Annotated in this window: 20 protein-coding genes; 17 read left to right on the top strand and 3 right to left on the bottom strand. The window is 61.0% G+C overall.

Annotated elements, in window-relative coordinates; genetic code table 11:
• The first annotated feature begins 215 nt into the window (after positions 1-215).
• From mraZ to NTD89_RS24755, 17 genes are all read left to right on the top strand, one after another.
• Positions 216-671, top strand: coding sequence for a division/cell wall cluster transcriptional repressor MraZ (gene mraZ, locus NTD89_RS24835; protein WP_003171868.1), 456 nt, complete (start codon positions 216-218; stop codon positions 669-671).
• Positions 668-1,615 carry a 16S rRNA (cytosine(1402)-N(4))-methyltransferase RsmH gene (gene rsmH, locus NTD89_RS24830; protein ID WP_012722289.1) on the top strand — a complete coding sequence of 316 codons (948 nt, stop codon included), beginning with the start codon at positions 668-670 and terminating at the stop codon, positions 1,613-1,615. Before mraZ ends, rsmH begins: the two co-directional genes overlap by 4 nt.
• A complete protein-coding gene (gene ftsL / locus NTD89_RS24825) occupies positions 1,612-1,905 on the top strand; it encodes a cell division protein FtsL (RefSeq protein ID WP_016974244.1) in 294 nt (97 codons plus the stop codon). The genes rsmH and ftsL overlap by 4 nt, the downstream gene beginning before the upstream one ends.
• The gene (locus NTD89_RS24820) at positions 1,905-3,647 is read left to right on the top strand and encodes a peptidoglycan D,D-transpeptidase FtsI family protein (RefSeq protein WP_164487968.1); all 1,743 of its coding nucleotides are present in this window, start codon (positions 1,905-1,907) and stop codon (positions 3,645-3,647) included. The genes ftsL and NTD89_RS24820 overlap by 1 nt, the downstream gene beginning before the upstream one ends.
• Complete coding sequence (locus NTD89_RS24815) at positions 3,647-5,110, top strand: UDP-N-acetylmuramoyl-L-alanyl-D-glutamate--2,6-diaminopimelate ligase (protein ID WP_262210206.1); 1,464 nt, start codon at positions 3,647-3,649, stop codon at positions 5,108-5,110. Before NTD89_RS24820 ends, NTD89_RS24815 begins: the two co-directional genes overlap by 1 nt.
• Positions 5,103-6,473 (top strand): UDP-N-acetylmuramoyl-tripeptide--D-alanyl-D-alanine ligase, encoded by a 1,371-nt coding sequence (gene murF, locus NTD89_RS24810; RefSeq protein WP_262210204.1) that lies wholly within the window; start codon positions 5,103-5,105, stop codon positions 6,471-6,473. The genes NTD89_RS24815 and murF overlap by 8 nt, the downstream gene beginning before the upstream one ends.
• Positions 6,473-7,555 carry a phospho-N-acetylmuramoyl-pentapeptide-transferase gene (gene mraY / locus NTD89_RS24805; protein ID WP_003171875.1) on the top strand — a complete coding sequence of 361 codons (1,083 nt, stop codon included), beginning with the start codon at positions 6,473-6,475 and terminating at the stop codon, positions 7,553-7,555. The genes murF and mraY overlap by 1 nt, the downstream gene beginning before the upstream one ends.
• 6 nt (positions 7,556-7,561) lie before the next feature.
• Positions 7,562-8,908: a UDP-N-acetylmuramoyl-L-alanine--D-glutamate ligase gene (gene murD / locus NTD89_RS24800; RefSeq protein ID WP_262210202.1), complete on the top strand. Its 1,347-nt coding sequence runs from the start codon at positions 7,562-7,564 to the stop codon at positions 8,906-8,908.
• On the top strand, positions 8,905-10,122 hold the full coding sequence (ftsW, locus tag NTD89_RS24795) for a putative lipid II flippase FtsW (RefSeq protein ID WP_106579565.1): 1,218 nt from the start codon (positions 8,905-8,907) through the stop codon (positions 10,120-10,122). The genes murD and ftsW overlap by 4 nt, the downstream gene beginning before the upstream one ends.
• Positions 10,112-11,182, top strand: a complete 1,071-nt coding sequence (murG, locus tag NTD89_RS24790; protein WP_262210201.1) for an undecaprenyldiphospho-muramoylpentapeptide beta-N-acetylglucosaminyltransferase — start codon at positions 10,112-10,114, stop codon at positions 11,180-11,182. The genes ftsW and murG overlap by 11 nt, the downstream gene beginning before the upstream one ends.
• A complete protein-coding gene (gene murC, locus NTD89_RS24785) occupies positions 11,175-12,620 on the top strand; it encodes a UDP-N-acetylmuramate--L-alanine ligase (RefSeq protein WP_262210199.1) in 1,446 nt (481 codons plus the stop codon). The genes murG and murC overlap by 8 nt, the downstream gene beginning before the upstream one ends.
• Positions 12,617-13,573, top strand: a complete 957-nt coding sequence (locus tag NTD89_RS24780; RefSeq protein WP_262210198.1) for a D-alanine--D-alanine ligase — start codon at positions 12,617-12,619, stop codon at positions 13,571-13,573. The genes murC and NTD89_RS24780 overlap by 4 nt, the downstream gene beginning before the upstream one ends.
• A 4-nt stretch (positions 13,574-13,577) precedes the next feature.
• Positions 13,578-14,447 carry a cell division protein FtsQ/DivIB gene (locus NTD89_RS24775; protein ID WP_106579561.1) on the top strand — a complete coding sequence of 290 codons (870 nt, stop codon included), beginning with the start codon at positions 13,578-13,580 and terminating at the stop codon, positions 14,445-14,447.
• Between the two features lie 15 nt (positions 14,448-14,462).
• Entirely contained in the window at positions 14,463-15,728 is a 1,266-nt protein-coding gene (gene ftsA / locus NTD89_RS24770; RefSeq protein ID WP_017138181.1) for a cell division protein FtsA, read from the top strand.
• 66 nt (positions 15,729-15,794) lie between these two features.
• Positions 15,795-17,000, top strand: a complete 1,206-nt coding sequence (gene ftsZ / locus NTD89_RS24765) for a cell division protein FtsZ (protein ID WP_017138180.1) — start codon at positions 15,795-15,797, stop codon at positions 16,998-17,000.
• A gap of 112 nt (positions 17,001-17,112) precedes the next feature.
• A complete protein-coding gene (gene lpxC / locus NTD89_RS24760; RefSeq protein WP_003216227.1) occupies positions 17,113-18,024 on the top strand; it encodes a UDP-3-O-acyl-N-acetylglucosamine deacetylase in 912 nt (303 codons plus the stop codon).
• 260 nt (positions 18,025-18,284) lie between these two features.
• Positions 18,285-19,283 carry a hypothetical protein gene (locus NTD89_RS24755; protein ID WP_262210195.1) on the top strand — a complete coding sequence of 333 codons (999 nt, stop codon included), beginning with the start codon at positions 18,285-18,287 and terminating at the stop codon, positions 19,281-19,283.
• A gap of 140 nt (positions 19,284-19,423) precedes the next feature.
• On the opposite strand, the gene NTD89_RS24750 is transcribed toward NTD89_RS24755, so the two are convergent.
• The 3 genes from NTD89_RS24750 to NTD89_RS24740 form a co-directional block, all read right to left on the bottom strand.
• Positions 19,424-20,917 (bottom strand): sensor domain-containing diguanylate cyclase, encoded by a 1,494-nt coding sequence (locus tag NTD89_RS24750; RefSeq protein WP_262210193.1) that lies wholly within the window; start codon positions 20,915-20,917, stop codon positions 19,424-19,426.
• Positions 20,918-20,977: 60 nt separating this feature from the next.
• Complete coding sequence (locus tag NTD89_RS24745; protein WP_242194640.1) at positions 20,978-22,471, bottom strand: sensor domain-containing diguanylate cyclase; 1,494 nt, start codon at positions 22,469-22,471, stop codon at positions 20,978-20,980.
• Positions 22,472-22,558: 87 nt separating this feature from the next.
• Positions 22,559-23,881 carry an OprD family porin gene (locus NTD89_RS24740; protein WP_262210191.1) on the bottom strand — a complete coding sequence of 441 codons (1,323 nt, stop codon included), beginning with the start codon at positions 23,879-23,881 and terminating at the stop codon, positions 22,559-22,561.
• Positions 23,882-24,201 lie beyond the last annotated feature (320 nt).

Genomic DNA, 24,201 nt, shown 5'->3' with positions numbered 1-24,201 from the left:
CTCCATGAGCTATTTGCGGTTGTTGAGTCAAAAACATCGCCGAACTCGCGTTTCTCCTCCTTTTACACTCCTAAATCTCCGTTCTGTAAGGCTTTTCCTTGAATCCGCGCCTTGACGGTGTGGTGGGCGCATTCCTATAGTGTGCGCAAGTGGCGGAAAGTGGCACAAAGTGGGTTTTTTGAACGTAAAACGCTAAAATTTGGAGAAACGCATCTGTGTTTCGCGGAGCTAACGCTATCAGTCTCGATGCAAAAGGCCGTCTCGCCATGCCGAGCCGGTATCGTGACGAGCTCATTTCGCGAAGTTCCGGCCAGTTAATCATCACGATTGATGCCGTTGACCCTTGTTTGTGTGTTTACCCGCTCGATGAGTGGGAGTTGATCGAAACCAAGTTGCGCGCTCTGCCTTCATTGCGTGAAGAAAACCGCCGCCTGCAGCGTTTGCTGATTGGTAATGCCGTCGACCTCGAACTCGATGGCAGTGGGCGTTTTCTGGTGCCACCGCGTTTGCGCGAGTACGCCAAGCTGGATAAGCGCGCAATGCTGGTGGGCCAACTGAACAAGTTCCAATTGTGGGACGAAGATGCCTGGGATGCTGTTTCTGCAGCGGACCTGGCTGCTATTCAACAACCGGGCGCGATGCCTGATGAACTGCGTGATTTGATCCTGTGACTATTGATAGCGGCTTTAACCACATCACCGTACTGCTTGACGAAGCCGTTGAGGCTCTCGCCGTACGCGCGGATGGCTGCTATTTGGATGGCACCTTCGGCCGGGGCGGGCACAGTCGGTTGATACTCAGCCAGCTTGGGTCCGATGGTAAGCTCCTCGGGTTTGACAAAGACCCTCAAGCGATTGCCACCGGGCAAGCGCTAGCGGCCGAAGACGGCCGCTTTGTCGTTGTACAGCGCAGCTTTGCCGAGCTGGGTGCCGAAGTCGCCGAGCGCGGCATGGCAGGCAAGGTGGCCGGGGTTTTGCTCGATCTGGGCGTGTCTTCGCCGCAGCTCGATGACCCGGAACGTGGCTTCAGTTTCATGAACGACGGCCCGCTCGACATGCGCATGGACCCTACCCGTGGTGTCAGTGCCGCGCAGTTCATCGCCACCGCGCCGGTGGAAGAAATCGCCCGCGTGTTCAAGGAATACGGTGAAGAACGCTTCGCCGGCCGCATGGCCCGTGCCGTGGTCGAACGCCGTGAAATCCAGCCGTTCGAGCGCACCGCTGACCTGGCCGAAGTGCTGAAAGTCGCCAACCCTGCCTGGGAAAAGGGCAAGAACCCGGCGACTCGTGCGTTCCAGGGCCTGCGCATTCACGTCAACAACGAATTGGGCGATCTGGAAGCCGGCCTCGAAGCCGCACTGGAAGCCCTGGAAGTGGGCGGTCGCCTGGTGGTGATCAGCTTCCACTCCCTGGAAGACCGCATCGTCAAACTGTTCATGCGTCGTCTGGTCAAGGGCGAGTCCGATAACCTGCCGCGCAACCTGCCGGTGCGTTTCGAAGCCTTTGTGCCGAAAATCAAAATCCATGGCAAAGCGCAGTTCGCTTCCGAAGCCGAACTCAAGGCCAACCCACGTTCCCGTAGCGCCGTCATGCGCGTTGCGGAGAAGTTGCGGTGAGCAAGCTTTTCGCCAAGCCCCTTCCGGGCGGCAGCTTCTTTATGTTGCTGCTCTTTATCGGCGTGCTGGTGTCCGCGATTGCGGTGTCCTACAGTGCCCACTACAACCGCCAATTGCTCAATACCCTGTACGGGGAATTGAGCGTGCGTGATAAAGCGCAGGCGGAGTGGGGCCGGTTGATCCTCGAGCAAAGCACCTGGACCGCCCATAGCCGCATCGAAGTGCTGGCGACCGAGCAGTTGAAGATGCACATTCCGGGCGCGGCCGAAGTTCGGATGGTGGCGCCATGATGAAACTTGAAGGCGCACTCTACCCTTGGCGTTTCCGCCTGATGCTGGGTTTGCTGGCATTGATGGTGGGCGCGATTGCCTGGCGGATCATCGACCTGCAAGTGGTTGACCGTGACTTCCTGATCGGCCAGGGCGATGCCCGGAGCCTGCGGCATATCCCGATTCCTGCGCACCGCGGTCTGATCACCGACCGTAATGGCGAGCCTCTGGCCGTCAGTACCCCGGTAACCACCCTGTGGGCCAACGCCAAGGAATTGCAGGTCGCCAAGGACAAGTGGCCGGAACTGGCCGCCGCCCTGGGCCAGGACCCAAAAGCCTTGTCCGAGCGCCTGGAAGCCCAGGCCAATAAAGAATTCATCTACCTGGTTCGCGGCCTGACCCCCGAACAGGGCCAACAGGTGCTCGACCTTAAAGTCCCCGGTGTCTATGGCATCGAGGAGTTTCGTCGTTTCTACCCGGCCGGTGAAACCACCGCGCACATGGTTGGCTTTACCGACATCGATGACCACGGCCGTGAAGGTGTGGAACTGGCCTACGACGAATGGCTGGCCGGGGTTCCCGGCAAACGGCAGGTCATCAAGGATCGACGCGGCAGACTGATCAAGGATGTCCAGGTCACCAAAAACGCCAAGGCCGGTAAGCCCTTGGCGTTGTCGATTGACCTGCGCCTGCAATACCTGGCCAACCGCGAGCTGCGTAACGCGATCATCGAGAACGGCGCCAAGGCCGGCAGCCTGGTGATCATGGACGTGAAGACCGGCGAGATCCTCGCCATGGTCAACCAGCCGACCTACAACCCGAACAACCGTCGCAACCTGCAACCGGCGATGATGCGTAACCGCGCAATGATCGACGTGTTCGAGCCGGGCTCGACCATGAAAGCCATCTCCATGAGTGCTGCCCTGGAAACCGGGCGCTGGAAGCCGAGCGACAAAGTCGAGGTTTATCCAGGCACCTTGCAGCTGGGCAAATACACCATTCGTGACGTGTCCCGCACTGAAGGTCCGGTGCTGGATTTGACAGGTATTCTGATCAACTCCAGTAACGTCGGCATGAGTAAAGTTGCCTTCGATATCGGCGGCGAAACCATCTATCACCTGGCGCAAAAAATCGGCTTGGGCCAACCCACCGGTCTGGACTTCCCAGGCGAGCGCGTGGGCAACCTGCCGAACTACCGCGACTGGAAAAAGGCCGAGACGGCCACGCTTTCCTACGGCTACGGCCTGTCGGTGACCGCGATCCAGCTGGCTCACGCATTCTCTGTATTGGCCAACAATGGCCGCATGGTTCCACTGAGCCTGATCCACGTCGACGAAGCACCGAAAGCCACCCAGGTGATCCCGGAAAACGTCGCCAAGACCATGCAAGGCATGCTGCAACAAGTGATCGAAGCGCCGCGTGGTGTGTTCCGTGCCCAGGTGCCGGCGTATCACGTGGCAGGCAAGTCTGGTACCGCACGTAAAACGTCGGTCGGCACCAAAGGCTACGCCGAGAACTCGTACCGCTCGCTGTTCGCCGGCTTCGGCCCGATGAGTGATCCGCGCTACGCCATCGTTGTTGTGATCGATGAGCCAAGCAAGGCCGGCTACTTCGGTGGCCTGGTATCGGCACCGGTGTTCAGCAAAGTGATGTCCGGCACCCTGCGCCTGATGAACATTACGCCGGACAACCTGCCGCCGACTCAACAAGCGAACGCCGGTCCACCGGCCGCTGCTGCCAAAGCCAATGGAGGGCGCGGCTGATGTCTCTTAGCTTGAACAAGATTTTTGCTCACGCCGGACGCGATCTGCTGATCCGCGAGTTGAGCCTGGACAGCCGTAACGTACGCGCCGGTGACCTGTTCCTGGCCGTGCCTGGTGGCAAGTTCGATGGTCGTGCGCACATCGCCGATGCCCTGCAACGTGGTGCGGCAGCCGTGGCGTACGAAGTGGACGGTGCCACCGTGCTGCCGATCACCGACGTGCCATTGATTCCGGTCAAAGGCCTGGCTGCGCAGCTCTCGGACATCGCCGGGCGCTTTTATGGCGACCCAAGCCGTCAACTGAACCTGATCGGCGTGACCGGCACCAACGGCAAGACCAGCGTGACCCAGTTGGGCGCCCAGGCGCTTGACCTGCTGGGTCAGCACTGCGGCATTGTCGGCACGTTGGGCACCGGTTTTTATGGCGCGCTGCAAAGCGGCCTGCACACCACGCCAAACCCGATTGCCGTGCAAGCGACCCTGGCTGACCTGAAAAAGGCCGGTGCCAAGGCAGTTGCCATGGAAGTCTCCTCACACGGTCTGGACCAGGGCCGTGTTACTGCGCTGGCCTTCGACGTGGCGGTGATGACCAACCTGTCCCGCGATCACCTTGATTACCACGGCACCATGGAGGCGTACGCCGCCGCCAAGGCCAAGCTGTTCGCCTGGAATGACCTGAAATGCCGTGTGGTGAATCTCGATGACGCTTTTGGCCGCCAGCTGGCTGCCGAGGACAGCGAATCGCGCCTGATCACCTACAGCCTGGAAGATTCCAGCGCCTACCTGTATTGCCGCGAAGCCCAATTCAATGATGAAGGCGTGCTCGCCACGCTGGTCACGCCGCAGGGCGAGCACCACTTGCGCAGCACCTTGCTCGGCCGTTTCAACCTGAGCAATGTGCTGGCTGCCATCGGCGCGCTGCTTGGCCTGGATTACGCACTGGATGAAATCCTGCGCGTGCTGCCCAAGCTCGAAGGCCCGGCCGGGCGCATGCAGCGTTTGGGGGGTGGCTCGCAGCCGCTGGTGGTGGTCGATTACGCCCACACCCCGGACGCTTTGGAAAAAGTCCTCGAAGCCCTGCGCCCACACGCCAAGGGCAAGTTGCTGTGCCTGTTCGGCTGCGGCGGTGACCGTGACCGCGGCAAACGTCCGTTGATGGCCGAGATCGTCGAGCGTCTCGCCGATGGCGTGCTGGTTACCGACGACAACCCGCGCAGCGAAGACCCAAGCCAGATTTTCGACGACATCCGTGTCGGCTTTAAAGACGCGTCCAAGGCTACTTTCGTGGCCGGTCGCGGCGCCGCCATTGCCCAATTGATTGCCAGCGCCAGTGCTGACGACGTGGTGGTGTTGGCCGGCAAAGGCCACGAGGACTACCAGGAAATCAACGGCGAGCGCCATGCCTTCTCCGATCTCGTCGAGGCCGACCATGCCTTGACCGCCTGGGAGGTTGCCCATGCTTAAAGCGATGACGTTCAGCGAACTGACCCAGGCCCTGTCGGCCCGCGTAGTGTCGAGCGATTGCAGCTTCGACGGCGTCAGTATCGACAGCCGTAACATCAAGCCTGGGCAATTGTTTGTGGCCTTGGCCGGCCCGCGTTTTGATGGTCACGACTACCTGAACGACGTCGCTGCCAAAGGCGCCGTGGGTGCATTGGTGCAGCGTGAAGTGACCGATTCCACCTTGGCGCAACTGCTGGTTGCAGATACCCGTTTGGCCTTGGGCCAGTTGGGTGCATTGAACCGCGCCGCCTTCGATAAGCCGGTTGCAGCCATCACCGGCTCCAGCGGCAAAACCACGGTCAAGGAATTGCTCGCCGGTGTCCTGCGCACGCGCGGGCCGGTGCTCGCCACCCGTGGCAACTTGAATAATGATTTCGGCGCGCCGCTGACCCTGCTCGAGCTGGCCCCGGAACACACGGCGGCAGTGATCGAGCTGGGCGCGTCGCGCATCGGCGAAATCGCCTACACCGTGGCGCTGACCAAGCCTCACGTGGCGATTATCAACAACGCCGGCACCGCCCATGTTGGCGAGTTCGGTGGCCCGGAAAAAATCGTCGAAGCCAAGGGCGAAATCCTTGAAGGCCTCGATGCATCCGGCACCGCTGTATTGAACCTCGATGACAAGGCCTTCGAGACCTGGCGTGTACGTGCCTCCGGACGCAAGGTGCTGACGTTTGCCGTGGCCAATGCCGCCGCTGATTTTCACGCCTCCAACATCACCGTTGACGCCCGAGGCTGCCCGTCCTTCACCTTGCACACCCCGCAAGGCGACGAGCACGTGCAATTGAATCTGCTCGGCAACCACAACGTTGCCAACGCCTTGGCCGCCGCCGCCGCTGCGCATGCCCTGGGTGTGTCGCTGTTCGGTATCGCTACCGGCCTGGGCGCAGTGCAGCCGGTCAAGGGCCGCACCGTCGCGCAGTTGGCGACTAACGGGATGCGCGTGATCGACGACACCTACAACGCCAACCCGTCCTCCATTAATGCCGCTGTTGACCTGTTGAAGGGCTTTGCCGGGCGCAAGGTTCTGGTGCTGGGTGATATCGGCGAATTGGGCGACTGGGCAGAGCAAGGCCACCGCGAAGTCGGTGCCTACGCCAGCGGAAAAGTCGACGCGCTCTACGCCGTCGGCCCGAACATGGCGCACGCCGTCGATGCCTTTGGCCTCGGCGCGCGGCATTTCGCAACCCAGGCCGAGCTGATCCAGGCGCTGGGCGTGGCTGAACAAGACAAACACACAACCATTTTGATCAAGGGATCGCGCAGCGCGGTGATGGAAAACGTCGTCGCGGCCTTGTGTGGCTCAAGTACGGAGAAACATTAATGCTGCTGCTGCTGGCTGAGTATCTGCAACAGTTCCACAAAGGCTTCGCGGTCTTTCAGTACCTGACCCTGCGCGGGATTCTGGGTGTGCTGACCGCGCTGTCTCTGTCGCTGTTCCTGGGGCCGTGGATGATCCGCACCCTGCAGAACCTGCAAATTGGTCAATCGGTTCGCAATGACGGCCCGCAGTCGCACCTGTCCAAATCCGGCACCCCGACCATGGGCGGTGCGCTGATCCTCTCGTCCATCGGCATCAGTACCTTGCTCTGGGCCGACCTGCATAACCGCTACGTGTGGGTGGTGTTGTTGGTGACCTTGTTGTTTGGCGCCATCGGCTGGGTCGATGACTACCGCAAAGTGATCGAGAAAAACTCCAAGGGGCTGCCAAGCCGCTGGAAGTATTTCTGGCAGTCGGTATTCGGCCTTGCCGCCGCGATCTTCCTGTACACCACCGCGCCAAGCGCGGTGGAAACCACCTTGATCATTCCGATGCTCAAGGACGCCAGCATTCCACTGGGCATCGGCTTCGTGGTGCTGACCTACTTTGTGATCGTCGGCTCCAGCAACGCGGTGAACCTGACCGACGGCCTCGACGGCCTGGCGATCATGCCGACGGTGATGGTCGGCGGTGCGCTCGGCATTTTCTGCTACCTGTCGGGTAACGTGAAATTCGCTGAATACCTGCTGATCCCGTACGTACCGGGCGCGGGCGAGCTGATCGTATTCTGCGGCGCGCTGATCGGCGCCGGCCTGGGGTTCTTGTGGTTCAACACCTATCCCGCACAAGTCTTCATGGGCGACGTCGGCGCACTGGCGCTGGGCGCAGCGCTGGGCACCATCGCGGTGATCGTTCGCCAGGAAATCGTGCTGTTCATCATGGGCGGTGTGTTCGTGATGGAAACCCTGTCGGTGGTCATCCAGGTGGCTTCCTTCAAATTGACCGGGCGCCGCGTGTTCCGCATGGCGCCGATTCACCACCACTTTGAACTCAAGGGCTGGCCTGAGCCACGCGTGATTGTCCGTTTCTGGATCATCACCGTGATTCTGGTACTGGTCGGCCTTGCCACCCTGAAACTGAGGTAGAAACGAGTGTCCCTGATCGCTTCAGACCACTTCCGCATCGTTGTCGGCCTCGGCAAGAGCGGCATGTCCCTGGTTCGCTTCCTGGCGAACCGGGGCACGTCGTTTGCCGTCGCCGATACGCGGGAAAATCCACCGGAGCTGGTCACGCTGCGCCGTGACTACCCGCACGTGGAAGTGCGTTGTGGCGAGTTGGATGTCGAGTTTCTGTGCCGCGCCGATGAGCTCTACGTGAGCCCCGGCCTGGCCCTGGCGACACCGGCTTTGCAAGCCGCCGCCGCACGTGGCGTGAAGCTCTCCGGCGATATCGACCTGTTCGCGCGTAACGCGAAAGCGCCGATTGTGGCCATCAGCGGTTCCAACGCGAAAAGCACCGTGACCACCCTGGTCGGCGAGATGGCGGTTGCGGCCGGCAAGCGCGTGGCCGTGGGCGGTAACCTCGGCACGCCGGCGTTGGACCTGCTCAGCGACGACGTCGAGCTGTACGTGATGGAACTGTCGAGCTTCCAGCTCGAAACCACCCACGACCTCGGCGCTGAAGTGGCCACGGTGCTCAACGTCAGCGAAGACCACATGGACCGTTACAGCGGCCTGCCGGCCTATCACCTGGCCAAGCACCGGATTTTCCGCGGTGCCCGGCAAGTGGTGGTCAACCGCCAGGACGCCCTGAGCCGTCCGCTGATGGGCGAAGGCCTGCCGTGCTGGACCTTCGGCCTCGGCAAACCCGACTTCAAAGCCTTCGGCATCCGCGAAGAGAACGGCGAGAAATACCTGGCCTTCGAATTCCAGAACCTGATGCCGGTGCGCGAGCTGAAAATCCGTGGCGCGCATAACCAGTCCAATGCCCTGGCGGCGCTGGCACTCGGTCACGCTGTTGGCCTGCCGTTCGATGCCATGCTCGCAAGCCTGCGCACATTCGCCGGGCTTGAGCACCGCTGCCAGTGGGTCCGCGACCTCAACGGCGTCAGCTATTACAACGATTCCAAGGCCACCAACGTCGGTGCCGCCTTGGCTGCCATCGAAGGCCTTGGCGACGATATCGAAGGCAAGCTGGTGCTGATCGCCGGTGGCGATGGCAAAGGCGCCGACTTCAAGGACCTTAAAGGTCCGGTGGCTGCCCATTGCCGCGCCGTGGTGCTGATGGGCCGCGATTCCGATGTGATCGCCACCGCCCTCGGTGACGCCGTGCCGCAAGTGCGCGCGACGTCCCTGGACGACGCCATCGCTCAGTGCAAAGCCCTGGCCCAGCCGGGCGATGCCGTGCTGCTGTCGCCAGCGTGCGCCAGTTTCGACATGTTCAAGAACTACGAAGAGCGCGGCCAGCTGTTCGCTCGCGCCGTGGAGGCCTTGGCATGAATTTCAGAAATATCATCAAACCGTACCCGTCGCCGATCATTACCGGGCGTGGCGTCGACCTTGATTTCCCGATGCTCGCCGGTTGCCTGGCGCTGCTGGGCCTGGGCCTGGTGATGATCACCTCGGCGTCCTCCGAAGTGGCCGCCGTGCAGTCGGGCAACACCCTGTACATGATGATTCGTCACTTGGTGTACCTGGTAATCGGCCTTGGCGCGTGCATCGTCACCATGATGATCCCGATCGCTACCTGGCAGCGCCTGGGCTGGATGATGCTGATCGGTGCGTTCGGCTTGCTGATCATGGTGATCCTGCCCGGCATCGGCCGCGAGGTGAACGGTTCGATGCGCTGGATCGGCTTCGGTGCGTTCAACGTGCAGCCGTCGGAAATCGCCAAGGTGTTCGTGGTGATCTACCTGGCCGGTTACCTGGTACGCCGTCAGAAGGAAGTGCGCGAAAGCTGGATGGGCTTCTTCAAGCCATTCATCGTGCTGCTGCCAATGGCCGGCCTGTTGCTGATGGAGCCCGACTTCGGTGCCACCGTCGTGATGATGGGCGCGGCCGCCGCGATGCTGTTCCTCGGTGGCGTCGGCCTGTTCCGCTTCACCTTGATGGTGGTGCTGGCCGTGGCCGCCGTGACGGTGCTGGTGCAGGCGCAACCCTACCGGATGGCCCGTCTGATTACGTTTACCGACCCGTGGTCCGACCAGTTCGGTTCCGGCTACCAGCTGACCCAGGCGTTGATCGCCTTTGGCCGCGGCGAGTGGCTGGGCGTGGGCTTGGGCAACAGCGTGCAGAAGCAGTTCTACCTGCCCGAAGCGCACACCGACTTCGTGTTCTCGGTACTTGCCGAAGAGCTTGGCGTGGTGGGTTCGCTGTGCACCGTCGCGCTGTTCGTGTTCGTGTGTGTACGCGGCATGTACATCGGCTTGTGGGCCGAGAAGGCCAAACAGTATTTCGCCGCGTATGTGGCGTACGGCTTGTCGTTCCTGTGGATCGGCCAGTTCCTGATCAACATCGGCGTGAACGTCGGCTTGCTGCCGACCAAGGGCTTGACCTTGCCGTTCCTCAGTTACGGCGGCAGTTCGTTGGTGATTTGCTGCGCGTGCCTGGGGTTGCTGCTGCGCATCGAGTGGGAGAGTCGAACCCACTTGGGCAGCGAAGAGATGGAATTCAGCGAAAGCGATTTTGCCGAGGAGCCGAACCATGGGCGCTAACGTGCTGATCATGGCGGGCGGCACCGGGGGCCACGTGTTCCCGGCCCTGGCGTGCGCGCGTGAGTTCCAGAACCGCGGCTACACCGTGCATTGGCTCGGCACGCCGCGCGGCATCGAAAATGAATTGGTGCCGAACGCCGGCTTGCCACTGCATTTGATCAACGTCGCCGGCTTGCGCGGCAAGAGCAAGTTGTCCCTGCTCAAGGCGCCGTTCGTGTTGCTCAAGGCGGTGTGGCAGGCACGCAAAGTCATGCGTGCAGTGAAGCCGGTATGCGTGCTGGGTTTTGGCGGTTATGTGACCGGCCCTGGCGGCGTTGCCGCCAGGCTGGCTGGCGTGCCGGTGATCGTGCACGAGCAGAACGCCGTCGCCGGTACCGCGAACCGCCTGCTGGTGCCGTTGGCCTCGCGTGTGTGTGAAGCGTTCCCGAAAACCTTTGCGGCCTCAAACAAGTTGCGCACCACCGGCAACCCGGTGCGCACCGAACTGTTCATGGCCATTGCCCGTGAGGCATTGGCCGGGCGCAAGGCGCATCTGCTGATCCTGGGCGGAAGCCTGGGTGCCGAGCCACTGAACAAATTGCTGCCCGAAGCGTTGGCTCAACTCCCCGTGGAGTTGCGCCCGGAGATCTTCCATCAGGCCGGCAGGAATCACGATGAAATCACCGCTGCCCGCTACCGCGAGGCCGGTGTCGAGGCGAATGTGCAGCCCTTCATCAAAGACATGGCCCACGCCTATGGCTGGGCCGACCTGGTGGTTTGTCGCGCTGGTGCGCTGACCGTCAGTGAACTGGCCGCCGCCGGTCTGCCGTCCTTGCTGGTGCCTTTGCCCCACGCGATTGACGATCACCAGACCCGCAACGCCGAATATTTGGCCGGGGAGGGCGCTGCCTTCCTGCTGCCGCAAAGAACGACTGGCGCCGCCGATTTGGCCGCACGCCTGACCGAGGTTTTGATGCAACCGGAACGACTCAACAGCATGGCGAGCACCGCAAGCCGCCTGGCCAAACCTGACGCAACCCGCACCGTGGTCGACATCTGCTTGGAGGTGGCCCATGGTTGAGAATCAGAAAGCCATGCCACAACCCGAGATGCGCCGCATCCGTCGCATCCACTTCGTCGGCATCGGCGGCGTGGGCATGTGCGGGATTGCCGAAGTGCTTCTGAACCTGGGCTACCAGGTGTCCGGCTCTGACTTGAAAGAGTCGCCGGTCACCGAGCGCCTGAAGTCGTTCGGTGCGCAGATCTTTATCGGCCACCGTGCCGAAAACGCCGCCGAGGCTGATGTACTGGTGGTTTCCAGTGCCGTGAACACCTCCAACCCGGAAGTGGCCACCGCCCTTGAGCGCCGTATTCCGGTGGTGCCGCGCGCCGAGATGCTCGCCGAGCTGATGCGCTACCGCCACGGCATTGCCGTTGCCGGTACGCACGGCAAAACCACCACCACCAGCCTGATCGCTTCGGTGTTCGCGGCCGGTGGCCTGGACCCGACGTTCGTGATCGGTGGCCGTCTGAATGCAGCTGGCACCAATGCCCAGCTCGGCACCAGCCGCTACCTGATCGCCGAAGCCGATGAAAGTGACGCGAGCTTCCTGCACCTGCAGCCGCTGGTCGCGGTGGTTACCAACATCGACGAAGACCACATGGCAACCTACGACGGTGACTTCAACAAGTTGAAGAAAACCTTCGTCGAGTTCCTGCACAACCTGCCGTTCTACGGTCTGGCGGTGGTGTGCCTGGACGATCCGGTAGTGCGTGAAATCCTGCCGCAGGTCAAGCGTCCGACCGTGACCTACGGCTTCAGCGAAGACGCTGACGTGCGCGCGATCAATGTGCGCCAGGAAGGCATGCAAACCTTCTTCACCGTGCTGCGTCCTGACCGCGAACCGCTGGAGGTCTCGGTGAACATGCCGGGCAACCACAACGTGCTCAACTCCCTGGCGACCATCTGCATCGCCTCCGACGAGGGCGTCAGCGATGAAGCCATCGTTGAAGGCTTGTCGCGTTTTGCCGGTGTTGGTCGTCGCTTCCAGGTCTACGGCCAACTGCCGGTAGACGGCGGCGACGTGATGCTGGTCGACGACTACGGTCACCACCCGACCGAAGTGGCCGCCGTGATCAAAGCCGTGCGCGGTGGCTGGCCGGAGCGCCGCCTGGTGATGGTGTACCAGCCGCACCGCTACAGCCGTACCCGCGATCTGTACGACGATTTCGTCAATGTATTGGCCGATGCCAACGTGCTGCTGCTGATGGAAGTCTACCCGGCCGGTGAAGAGCCGATCCCCGGCGCCGACAGCCGCAAGCTGTGCAACAGCATCCGCCAGCGTGGCCAGTTGGACCCGATCTACATCGAGCGCGGTGTGGACCTGGCGCCCATCGTCAAGCCGCTGCTGCGTGCCGGCGACATCCTGCTGTGCCAGGGCGCCGGCGACATCGGTGGCCTCGCGCCTAAATTGCTCGCGAGCCCCTTGTTTGCAGCCGTGCAGGGGAAGTCGAAATGACCACGAACTACGACGCCCTGTTTTCCACGATCACGCCTGCCGACTTCGGCCGCGTAGCGGTGCTGTTTGGCGGCAAGAGTGCAGAGCGTGAAGTCTCGCTCAAGTCCGGCAATGCCGTGCTTGAGGCACTGCAAAGCGCCGGCGTGAATGCGTTCGGTATCGACGTGGGCGATGATTTCCTCGCCCGCCTGCAGGCCGAGAAGATCGACCGTGCCTTTATCATCCTGCACGGTCGCGGCGGTGAAGACGGCAGCATGCAAGGCTTGCTCGAGTGCGCTGGCATCCCTTACACCGGCAGCGGCATTCTTGCCTCGGCACTGGCAATGGACAAGTTGCGCACCAAGCAGGTGTGGCACAGCCTGGGTATTCCAACCCCACGTCACAGCGTGCTGTGCAGCGAAGACGATTGTATTTCTGCAGCCAAGGAACTGGGCCTGCCTTTGATCGTCAAACCAGCCCATGAAGGCTCCAGTATCGGCATGGCCAAAGTGAACTCGGCCGCCGAATTGATCGACGCATGGAAAGCGGCAAGTACCTACGATTCGCAAGTGTTGGTGGAACAGTGGATCCAAGGTCCCGAGTACACCATCGCCACCCTGCGTGGCCAGGTATTGCCGCCTATCGCATTGGGCACGCCCCACACTTTTTACGATTACGACGCCAAGTACCTGGCTTCCGATACTCAGTACCGGATCCCGTGTGGCCTTGACGCAACCAAGGAACAGGAATTGATGGACCTCACGGCGAAAGCCTGTGAGGCGCTGGGTATCGCCGGTTGGGCGCGGGCAGACGTGATGCAGGATGACCAGGGGAATTTCTGGTTCCTTGAAGTCAACACTGCGCCGGGTATGACCGATCACAGCCTGGTACCTATGGCAGCCCGTGCAGCCGGTCTGGATTTCCAGCAGTTGGTGCTGGCGATCCTCGCTGACGGCATTGAGCCAAGAGGCTAAACACATGAACGGCGCATCGCTTCGTCATCAGCCCCCACCAGCACCCGGCCGCAAGCCGGTGCCACGGGGTGCCAGCCGGATGGTGGCTAAAGAGCCGATGTCGGCGCGCCTGCCGAAAGCCAACTTTGGTTTCCTCAAGGCGCTGTTCTGGCCGGTGCTGCTGGTGGCGTTGGGCTTCGGCACATATGAGGGTGCGCAGCGCCTGTTGCCGTATGCCGACCGGCCGATCACCAAGATCAGTGTGCAGGGCGACTTGAGCTACATCAGCCAGCAAGCGGTACAGCAGCGCATCGGCCCGTACCTGGCGGCGAGCTTCTTTACCATCGACCTGGCCGGAATGCGCTCGGAGCTGGAGCAGATGCCGTGGATCGCCCACGCCGAAGTGCGCCGCGTGTGGCCGGACCAGGTGACGATCCGCCTGGAAGAACAACTGCCCGTGGCCCGTTGGGGCGATGAAGCGCTGTTGAACAACCAGGGCCAGGCGTTCACCCCGCGTGAGCTGGCCAACTATGAGCACCTGCCGCAGCTGTTCGGGCCGCAGCGGGCGCAACAGCAAGTGATGCAGCAGTACCAGGCCTTGAGCCAGATGCTGCGGCCACTGGGCTTCTCCATCGCACGCCTGGAATTGCGTGAGCGGGGCAGCTGGTTTTTGACCACCGGGGCAGGCAGTTCCGGCCCGGGCATCGAGTTGTTGCTGGGACGCGACCGCTTGGTGGAAAAGATGCGCCGCTTTATTGCCATCTATGACAAGACCTTGAAAGAACAGATTACGAACATTGCGAGCGTCGACCTGCGTTACGCCAACGGCCTGGCCGTCGGCTGGCGTGAACCAGCTGCGCCGACGACAGCCAAACCCGCTGTCGCGAAGAATTAAGAAGAGGCAGGACCCATGGCAAACGTGCAAAGCGGAAAAATGATCGTCGGTCTCGATATCGGCACCTCCAAGGTGGTGGCGCTGGTCGGCGAGGTCGGGGAAGACGGTGTTATCGAAATCGTCGGTATCGGCACGCATCCGTCCCGGGGCCTGAAGAAGGGCGTGGTGGTGAACATCGAGTCCACCGTGCAATCGATCCAGCGCGCCATTGAAGAAGCGCAGCTGATGGCCGGCTGCCGGATTCACTCGGCGTTTGTCGGCGTGGCCGGCAACCATATCCGCAGCCTGAATTCCCACGGCATCGTGGCCATCCGCGACCGTGAAGTCAGCTCGGCGGACCTTGAGCGTGTACTCGACGCGGCCCAGGCTGTGGCGATCCCGGCTGACCAGCGCGTGCTGCACACCCTGCCGCAGGACTACGTGATCGACAACCAGGAAGGCGTTCGCGAGCCGCTGGGCATGTCGGGCGTACGTCTGGAAGCCAAGGTTCACGTGGTGACCTGCGCCGTCAACGCTGCACAGAACATTGAAAAATGCGTGCGCCGCTGCGGTCTGGAAATCGACGACATCATTCTCGAGCAGCTGGCTTCGGCCTATTCGGTACTGACCGACGACGAAAAAGAGCTGGGCGTGTGCCTGGTCGACATCGGCGGCGGCACCACCGACATCGCGATCTTCACCGAGGGTGCGATCCGTCACACCGCGGTGATTCCGATTGCCGGCGACCAGGTCACCAACGACATCGCCATGGCGCTGCGTACACCGACCCAGTACGCCGAAGAAATCAAGATTCGCTATGCCTGCGCCCTGGCCAAACTGGCCGGTGCCGGTGAAACCATCAAAGTGCCAAGTGTCGGCGATCGTCCACCGCGTGAGCTGTCGCGCCAGGCCCTGGCCGAGGTGGTCGAGCCACGCTACGACGAGCTGTTCACCCTGATCCAGGCTGAGCTGCGCCGCAGCGGTTACGAAGATTTGATCCCGGCCGGCATCGTGCTGACCGGTGGCACCTCGAAGATGGAAGGCGCGGTCGAACTGGCCGAGGAAATCTTCCACATGCCCGTCCGCCTGGGCGTGCCCCATGGCGTCAAAGGCCTGGGCGACGTAGTGCGCAACCCGATTTATTCCACCGGTGTGGGCTTGCTGTTGTACGGGCTGCAAAAGCAGACCGACGGCATTTCCCTGTCGGGCCCGAGCATCCGTGACAGCTACCGCGGTGGCGACGACGAAGCCAAAGCGCCGTTGTTCGAGCGCTTGCAGGCTTGGGTGAAAGGCAATTTCTAAAGATTTACCGCAACACCGTAATAAGCAGTAGGCGAAAAAACTAGAGAAAACGAAAGGAGAGGGAACATGTTCGAACTCGTAGACAACATCCCCGCAAGCCCGGTTATCAAAGTAATCGGTGTCGGCGGTGGCGGCGGCAACGCTGTCAACCACATGGTCAAGAGCAACATTGAAGGCGTTGAATTCATCTGCGCCAACACTGATGCCCAGGCGCTGAAAAGCATCGGCGCGCGGACCATCCTGCAATTGGGCACAGCTGTGACCAAAGGCCTCGGCGCTGGCGCCAACCCGGAAGTCGGCCGTCAAGCCGCGCTGGAAGACCGCGAGCGTATTGCTGAAGTGCTGCAAGGCACCAACATGGTGTTCATCACCACCGGCATGGGCGGCGGTACCGGTACAGGTGCGGCCCCGATCATTGCCGAAGTGGCCAAGGAAATGGGGATTCTGACCGTTGCTGTCGTAACGCGTCCGTTCCCGTTCGAAGGTCGCAAGCGCATGCAGATTGCCGACGAAGGTATCCGTCTGCTGTCTGAAAGCGTTGACTCATTGATCACCATTCCCAACGAGAAGCTGCTGACTATCCTGGGCAAGGACGCAAGCCTGCTGTCCGCATTTGCCAAGGCTGACGATGTTCTGGCCGGTGCCGTTCGCGGTATCTCCGACATCATCAAGCGCCCAGGCATGATCAACGTCGACTTTGCCGACGTACGTACCGTGATGAGCGAAATGGGCATGGCGATGATGGGCACTGGCTGCGCCAGCGGTCCGAACCGTGCACGTGAAGCCACTGAAGCGGCGATCCGCAACCCATTGCTCGAAGACGTGAACCTGCAAGGCGCACGCGGCATCCTGGTGAACATCACCGCCGGTCCTGACCTGTCCCTGGGTGAGTACTCCGACGTGGGTAGCATCATCGAAGCCTTCGCTTCCGAGCACGCGATGGTCAAAGTCGGTACCGTTATCGATCCGGACATGCGTGATGAACTGCACGTGACCGTGGTTGCTACCGGCCTGGGCGCAAAAATCGAGAAGCCTGTAAAGGTCATCGACAATACCGTTCACACCGGCCACAACAGTCACGCCAGCCAGCAAGCTGCCGCTCCAGCGCCTGCGCGCCAGGAACTGCCGTCGGTGAACTACCGTGATCTGGACCGTCCGACCGTGATGCGCAATCAGGCTCAGGCCGGTGCTGCGGCGTCCCGTAGCCCGAATCCGCAAGACGATCTGGACTACCTGGACATCCCGGCATTCCTGCGTCGTCAGGCCGATTAATGGAATGTATCAGGGCTATGAAGGTGATTGGTGTTCAGCAAAGGTCTGGTCTGTTATTATCGCCAGCCTTTGTTGATACCAGTTCGCAATTTGCGCTGAAGCGGTCCAAGCCATGATTAAACAACGCACCCTGAAGAATATTATCCGTGCCACAGGTGTAGGTCTGCACTCCGGGGAGAAGGTATACCTGACCCTCAAGCCCGCACCTGTCGACACCGGCATCGTGTTTGTTCGTGCCGACCTGGACCCTGTGGTGCAGATTCCTGCTCGCGCGGAAAACGTTGGCGAAACCACTATGTCGACCACACTGGTCAACGGTGACGTCAAAGTGGACACGGTGGAGCACTTGCTCTCGGCCATGGCTGGCCTGGGCATCGATAACGCCTACGTCGAGCTCTCCGCGTCCGAAGTCCCTATCATGGATGGCAGCGCTGGACCCTTCGTATTCTTGATTCAATCTGCCGGCCTGGAAGAACAGGACGCAGCCAAGAAGTTCATACGCATTCTGCGGGAAGTGACAGTAGAAGACGGCGACAAGCGCGCCACCTTCGTCCCGTTCGAAGGCTTTAAAGTGAGCTTTGAGATCGATTTCGATCACCCGGTATTCCGTGACCGCACACAAAGTGCAAGCGTGGATTTTTCCAGCACTTCGTTCGTAAAAGAAGTCAGCCGCGCCCGTACCTTTGGTTTCATGAGTGACATCGAGTACCTGCGCAAGCACAACCTCGCACTCGGCGGCAGCGTTGAAAACGCCATCGTGGTCGACGCGGATGGTGTACTGAACGAAGACGGCCTTCGCTATGAAGACGAATTCGTGAAGCACAAAATCCTCGATGCAATCGGTGACCTCTACCTGCTGGGCAATAGCCTGATAGGCGAGTTCAAAGGCTTCAAGTCGGGCCACGCCCTTAACAACCAGTTGCTGCGCAAGTTGATTGCACAGACAGATGCTTGGGAAGTCGTGACCTTCGAAGATGCCAGCACCGCACCGATCTCTTACATGCGTCCCGTTGCGGCGGTGTAAGTAACAACTCTCTTCTTTAGTTTTGAAAGGCCACCTTCGGGTGGCCTTTTTTTATGCTTAAAAAATAGCAAGTTGCGCGGTAATGACATTGTCGTGAAACGTGTTGCAACTTTCGACGGTATTTTTGTAGGAACTGATACTTTTTCGTGTACCACACAGTCTTCGTGAGGCCGTTGAATAAAGTACCAATAGCTAAACGAGTTTTGAATTAACGCGAGATCAGTGAATACATACCTACTACTGTTGAAGGAATACCGATCATGAACGCTATCGCTCCAGCCGCTGTATATCGCAGCCCTGACCCTCAGCAACAAAACGTCAACAATAACCCACCCGAGCGCTCTTTTGCCGCGCCCTATACCGCGAATGTGTTCGGCGGTGAAGCGAAGTTTCAGCCGATCCCCACGGTGTCTTTTTTTCCGCGAACCTATGCCACCATTGCCGCCAGGGTCACCCCGATAGCTGGCGGCCCGAGCGCGGGCGTGAGCGCAACGGCTCGGTTTGATCCCGTCATCAGCTTACGGCCCAATGACAGCGGCGGCCTCACCGTCAGCTTCGCACCCAAGATGCAGCTGGAAGTCGGCGGCAGTTTGAGGGCCGGCATTCCCAATATTTTAGGCACGGGCGTGGGTTTTAATGTGGGGGGCAGCCTTTCACAGCGATTTACGTTTGGCGCACCGGAATTCAGCGCCACTGTCCATCCAAGTGGTGAATTAAACTTTAACGCTAATTTGAAGCCTTCAATTGTCAGTCAGCAATCACTGAGTGTGAATGGCGGTCTTGAGGGTAGCCTTGCCAGTTCTGGCGTTAGTGTGGGCGGTGGCGTGAACCAAAGTGTTACGCATATGACTGGGCAACATATAAACGTCGGCGGGGCGGGTCTTCAATTCACACTGTCTCCCACTGGTAAACCGACTATCACGCAAAACGCCGACAACACATTATCCATCGCCAATAGTTATACCTTTTTCCCCCGGACAAGTATTAACGCGAATATTCGAGCAGGGCAGGTGGGCGCCAATGGCGGAGCAGGCGTGTCACCGTCATTTACCCTTCAACACAAAGTTACCTTCAGTACCGACCTGACCAGCAAGTCCCCGCCAAAACACGAGTTTTCCGCAACATCGGGCGTTTCGGTCGATGGCTCCTTCGGTTTAAGCGTGTCTCTATTGCCACCGCAGTTTCCATTGAGTGTTACAGCGCAAGTGGGCGCTGACCCGAGAGTCTCGGTGTCAGGAGGTGGCAGCTACACGCTGTAAAGGCTGCCCCTGTGAAAAGTGTACTGACTCACTGTCATCAGCAGGAGGCACCGTCAGCGTCGGGATCAAACCCAAGCTGACGGTGCGGCGAGCGGCCTTGCTCCAACCGCACTGACTGAGGGGCCCAGGTAGCAGGCTTTTCAGGGAAGGGCTGCGGCATCCACGATGCGGTTGCGCCCGCTGTGTTTGGCCTCATACAGCGCCTGATCCGCGCTCAGCAACAATGCCTCCAGCGATACGCGGCTGCGTTTGTCCCAGGTACTCATGCCGATACTCACCGTAATCGGCCGTTCGGCGCCGGCACACCGTGGCAAGTGCTCGACGCTGCTGCGGATATGCTCGGCGATCACCCAGGCGCCTTTGGCGTCGGTGTGCGGCAGCACCACGGCAAACTCCTCCCCGCCATAACGCGCCGCCAGATCAGCCGGGCGGCGGATGTTGTCTTCGATGACCCTGGCCACCGTGCGCAGAGCCTCGTCACCGCCGTGGTGACCATGGCGGTCGTTGAAGGCCTTGAAGTGATCCACGTCGATCATCAGCAGCGTCAGCGGTTCGGTCGAGCGTTGCGCGCGGTCCCATTCCAGGCGCAGGCGCTGGTCGAGGATGCGACGGTTGGCCAGGCCGGTCAGCGCATCGGTGGCTGCCAGTTCTGACAGCACTTGCTCGGCGCGGTGGCGGCGGCGCAGCTCGTTGCTGAGCATCCAACTCAGCCACAGCAGACCGATGCACAGCACGCCCGTCGCCAGGCTGATCAGCAAGGCTGCGCGTTTCCATTGGGCAAATACCTCATCGGTGGACAGTGCCACCGCGACGATCAGCGGCAAATTGCCCACCGTTGAAAAGCTGTAGAGCCGCTCTCGGTGGTCAACACTGGAAACGCCGCGAAAACTGCCATCGCGCTCCTTGAGCATGCGCCCGACATTTGGCTGCTGGCTCAGGTCCTTGTCGATCATGTCCAGTTCGAGCATGGGATGCTGCGCCAGCAGAATGCCCTGCTGGTTGATCAGGTTGATGGTGCTGTTGCTGCCGATATTCAGGCTGCTGAACAGCTGGTGAAAATAAGACAAGCGCATGGAGGCCACCGCCACCCCCTGAAAGCGCCCGTCCGGCCCGGAAACGCGGCGGCTGAACGCAATGCGCCATTGGTCGTCGCACACGCAGCGCGCCATGAACGGGCGGCTGATGTACAGCCCGATGTCGGGGGCTTTGCGCTGCACCTGGAAATAATCGCGATCAGCGAAGTTGCCGGACTTGGGCGTGAGCAAGGACGAGTCGGCGATCACCTCGCCATTGGCGTCCAGCAGCAGGATGTCGCCCTTGTAGGGCGCGGCCGCGGAGCGGTCGAACTGCACCAGATGGCGGATATCGGCGGAGACGCTTTGCAGGTCGTTGCGCTCGGTGGCGGCGATCAGGCCCTTGAGGGCCATGTCATAGAGCTCGACGTTGCGCAGTACATCGGCGTCAATCAGTTGGGTGATGTTGTTCGCGGTGCGCGTGGCGGTCTGCAGGGTATTGGCGTGTTCGCGAATCAGCAGCACCGCCACGATCGCCACGATCAGCAGGGCCGTGAGGACACTGCCAAGGATCAGCAGGCGTTCCGGGCGACGTGTAGAGCGAGAAAGGCTCGGGCTCATCGGGCGTACTTTTGCGTCGAGGATGCCATTAGCGTAGTCCGTGTACGGCGTTGCAGCAGGTCAGGGCCCGGTGGCCTCCACAATCCGGTTTCGCCCACTGTGCTTGGCCTCATACAGTGCCTGATCCGCGTGCAACAGCAGCGTCTCGAGTGACAGGTGACTGCGTTTATCCCAGGTACTCATGCCGATACTCACGGTGATCGGCTGTTCAGCGCCGGCGACGCGCGGCAGGTGCTCGACGCCGCTGCGGATATGCTCGGCGATCACCCAGGCGCCCTTGGCGTCGGTGTCCGGCAGCACCACCGCAAACTCTTCCCCGCCATACCGCGCGGCCAGGTCGGCGGGACGACGGATGTTGTTGGCGATCACCTGGGCGACCGTGCGCAGTGCCTCATCACCGCCGTGGTGGCCGTGGCGGTCGTTGAAAGCCTTGAAGTGGTCCACGTCGATCATCAACAGCGTCAGCGGCTCGGTGGAGCGCTGCGCGCGGTCCCATTCCAGGCGCAGGCGCTGGTCCAGGGTGCGACGGTTGGCCAGGCCGGTCAGGTCATCGGTGGCGGCCAGCTCCGACAGCACTTGCTCGGCGCGATAGCGACGGCGCAGTTCGCGGCGCAGCATCCAGGTCAGCCATAACAGGCCAATGCAGAGCACGCCGGTGGCGCCGCTGGTGAGCAGCGCGGCGCGTTTCCACGGGGCGAACACGTCTTCGCTGGCCAGCGCTACCACCACAATCAGCGGTAATTCACCGACATTGGTGAAGGTGTACAAACGCTCGGTGCCAGTGATGGCCGAGATCGCCCGAAAGCTGCCTTCGCCTTCGCGCAGTATGCGTTTGAAGTTGGGCCGATCGCTGAGGTCCTTGTCGATCATGTCGCGCTCCAGCAACGGCTGCTGGGCGAGAAGAATCCCCTGGTTGTTCAGCAGGTTCACCGAACTGCCGTTGCCGATGGTGAGGCGGTTGAACAATTGATCGAAATACGCCAGGCGCATCGTTGCCACCGCGACACCGGCAAACTCGCCGTCCGGCCCCGTGACGCGGCGACTGAATGCGATGCGCCAGACTTGATCGCAGTTGCAGCGAATCCTGAATGGGCGGCTGATAAACAGGCCGGCCTGGGCATTCTGTCGATGCGCCTGGAAGTAATCGCGGTTAGCGAAATTGCGTGGCGTTGGCCACAGCGTCGAGGAGTCGGCAATCACTGCACCGTTGGCATCCAGCAACAGCACTTCGCCTTTGAAGGGCGCTGCGGTGGACTGGTCAAACTGCACCATGTGCCGGATGTCCGGTGACGCCTGCGCCAGGTCCTTGCGGGTGGTGGCCTTGATCAGACCCTCCAGCGCCAGGTCATAGAGCTCGACGTTACGCAGCACGTCGGCATTGATCAGCTGGGTGATGTTGGTGGTCGCGCGTTGGGCGGCCTGGACGGTGCTGGCGTGTTCGCGGTTCAGCAGCGCCGCGACGATAATCACAATCAGGGTGACGGTCAGGCTACTGCCCAGAATCAGCAAAAGCTCCGAGCGTGCAGGTAAAGAAGGAGGGCGGAGTTGACTCATCGCGCAGACTTCAACAGATAAGATACTGGCAGTTTAGTTCTACGCGATGAAAATTAGGGCATGGGCTAAAAAAGAAAGATTGGCGGGTTAGAACACGTTGATCGGGTAGTCCACGATCACCCGGTATTCGTCCACATCCCGATCCACTGCCGCGTAGCCATTTCCGCCGCGGTTGGTCGCCCATTGCAGGCGCACGGCCAGGTCCTTGGCTTTGCCGCCTTGCACCACGTACTTCAAATCGATGTCGCGCTCCCAGTGTTTGGCGTCCTTGCCATCGGCGCTGTACCAGGCGCTGTAGCCACGGCTGTTGGGGTCGACCTTGGTCAGGTCGGTCTTGCCGCTGATGTAGGAAACGGCAGACGTCAGCCCTGGCACGCCCAGGCCTGCGAAGTCGTAGGCGTACTTGAGTTTCCACGAGCGTTCGTTGGGACCGTTGAAGTCCGAGTATTGCTGGGAGTTGTCCAGGTAGACGCTGTCGCCCTGGCTGATGTAGTCGAACGGCGTGTTGCCGTTGACCCGCTGGTAGGCGGCGGTGAGGCTGTGGTTGCCCACGCCCACGGTGAAATGCAGGCTGTAGGTGTTGTTGTCGATGCTGCCCAGCAGCGACCGGCCGGTGTCCTGGGTGTGGTAGTAGTGCAGGCCGGGGTTGAGGCTGACCAGGTCGTTCAGCGCGTAGGTGTAATCCAGGTCGTAGTAGTACTGGTGCCACACGTCCTTGAGTTCGGAAGCGTACAGGTTGCTGGTGACGCCCGGGATGGCGCTGAACGACACACCGGCCCAGTTCAGGTGCTGGCTGTCGGCGTGCTCCGGTAGCGCGCCGTAGCTGGTGCCGATGCGCCGGTGACCGCTCTGGTTGTAGAGCTTGGTGAAGCTGGCCTGGCCGCCTTCAAGCAGCCAGCCGTCGAAGCTGTGGTTGGTCAGGCTTACGCCGCGGAAATCCTGCGGCAGCATGCGGGTCATGCCGCCAGCGATTACCGGGTTGTTGAGGAACAGGTCGCCGGCTTTCAGCTCGGTGTCGAAGGCGCGCATTTTCAAGGTGCCGCCTGCGGTGGAGAACGAGCCGGGCGCTTTGCCGTTGCCGCTGCCATACGGCAGGATGCTGGAGCCGTCGGTGCCGCCACCGCCGTCGAGCTTGAGGCCGAGCATGGCGTTGAGGTCCAGGCCGAAGCCGACGGTGCCCTGGGTGTAGCCGGATTCGAAGGTGCCGATGAAGCCTTGGCCCCATTCCTTGCTGTCATCGGTGTGGATGTCGCGACGGTCGCGGTTCATGTAGTAATTGCGGGTGTTGATCTTGAGGCTTGCGCCGTCGACGAAACCGTCGGCGGGGGTGGTGTCTGCCGCTTGGGCCAGGGGGGCGATCGTTGTTGCAATCGCTAGGAATAGCGGGGTGAACGTCAGCGAGTTCTTCACCGGTGGAGCTCCTTTGGTCAATCGTAAGCGGCCAATGTCGTGGGGGTGTGCCTGGCCTTTTTTTACCGCAAAAAAAAGCCGCTGAAGTCAGCGGCTTTGAACAGATTCCCAGTGTAGAGCCCTGGAAATAAGTCGAGGGAAATTGGGTGAGCGGGAAGCTGTGGTTGCCGTCGCGCTCATCGGTGCGTCAAATTAGCGCAGGTGAGCGGTGCGGTACAGAGTGTAACAAGATAATGACTGTTGCCCAAATTGCAACAGTCGCGGGGGTGGTTTTTGTAGGGAGTGAGTACATATCCGTTGCTGCGGTAATGGCGGCTGGC

This window comes from Pseudomonas sp. 14P_5.3_Bac1, assembly GCF_025466135.1.
In the GTDB taxonomy this organism is placed as follows: Bacteria; Pseudomonadota; Gammaproteobacteria; order Pseudomonadales; family Pseudomonadaceae; genus Aquipseudomonas.
Note: the sequence above shows the minus strand (reverse complement) of the source record. Positions and strands in the feature narration are given on the sequence as shown.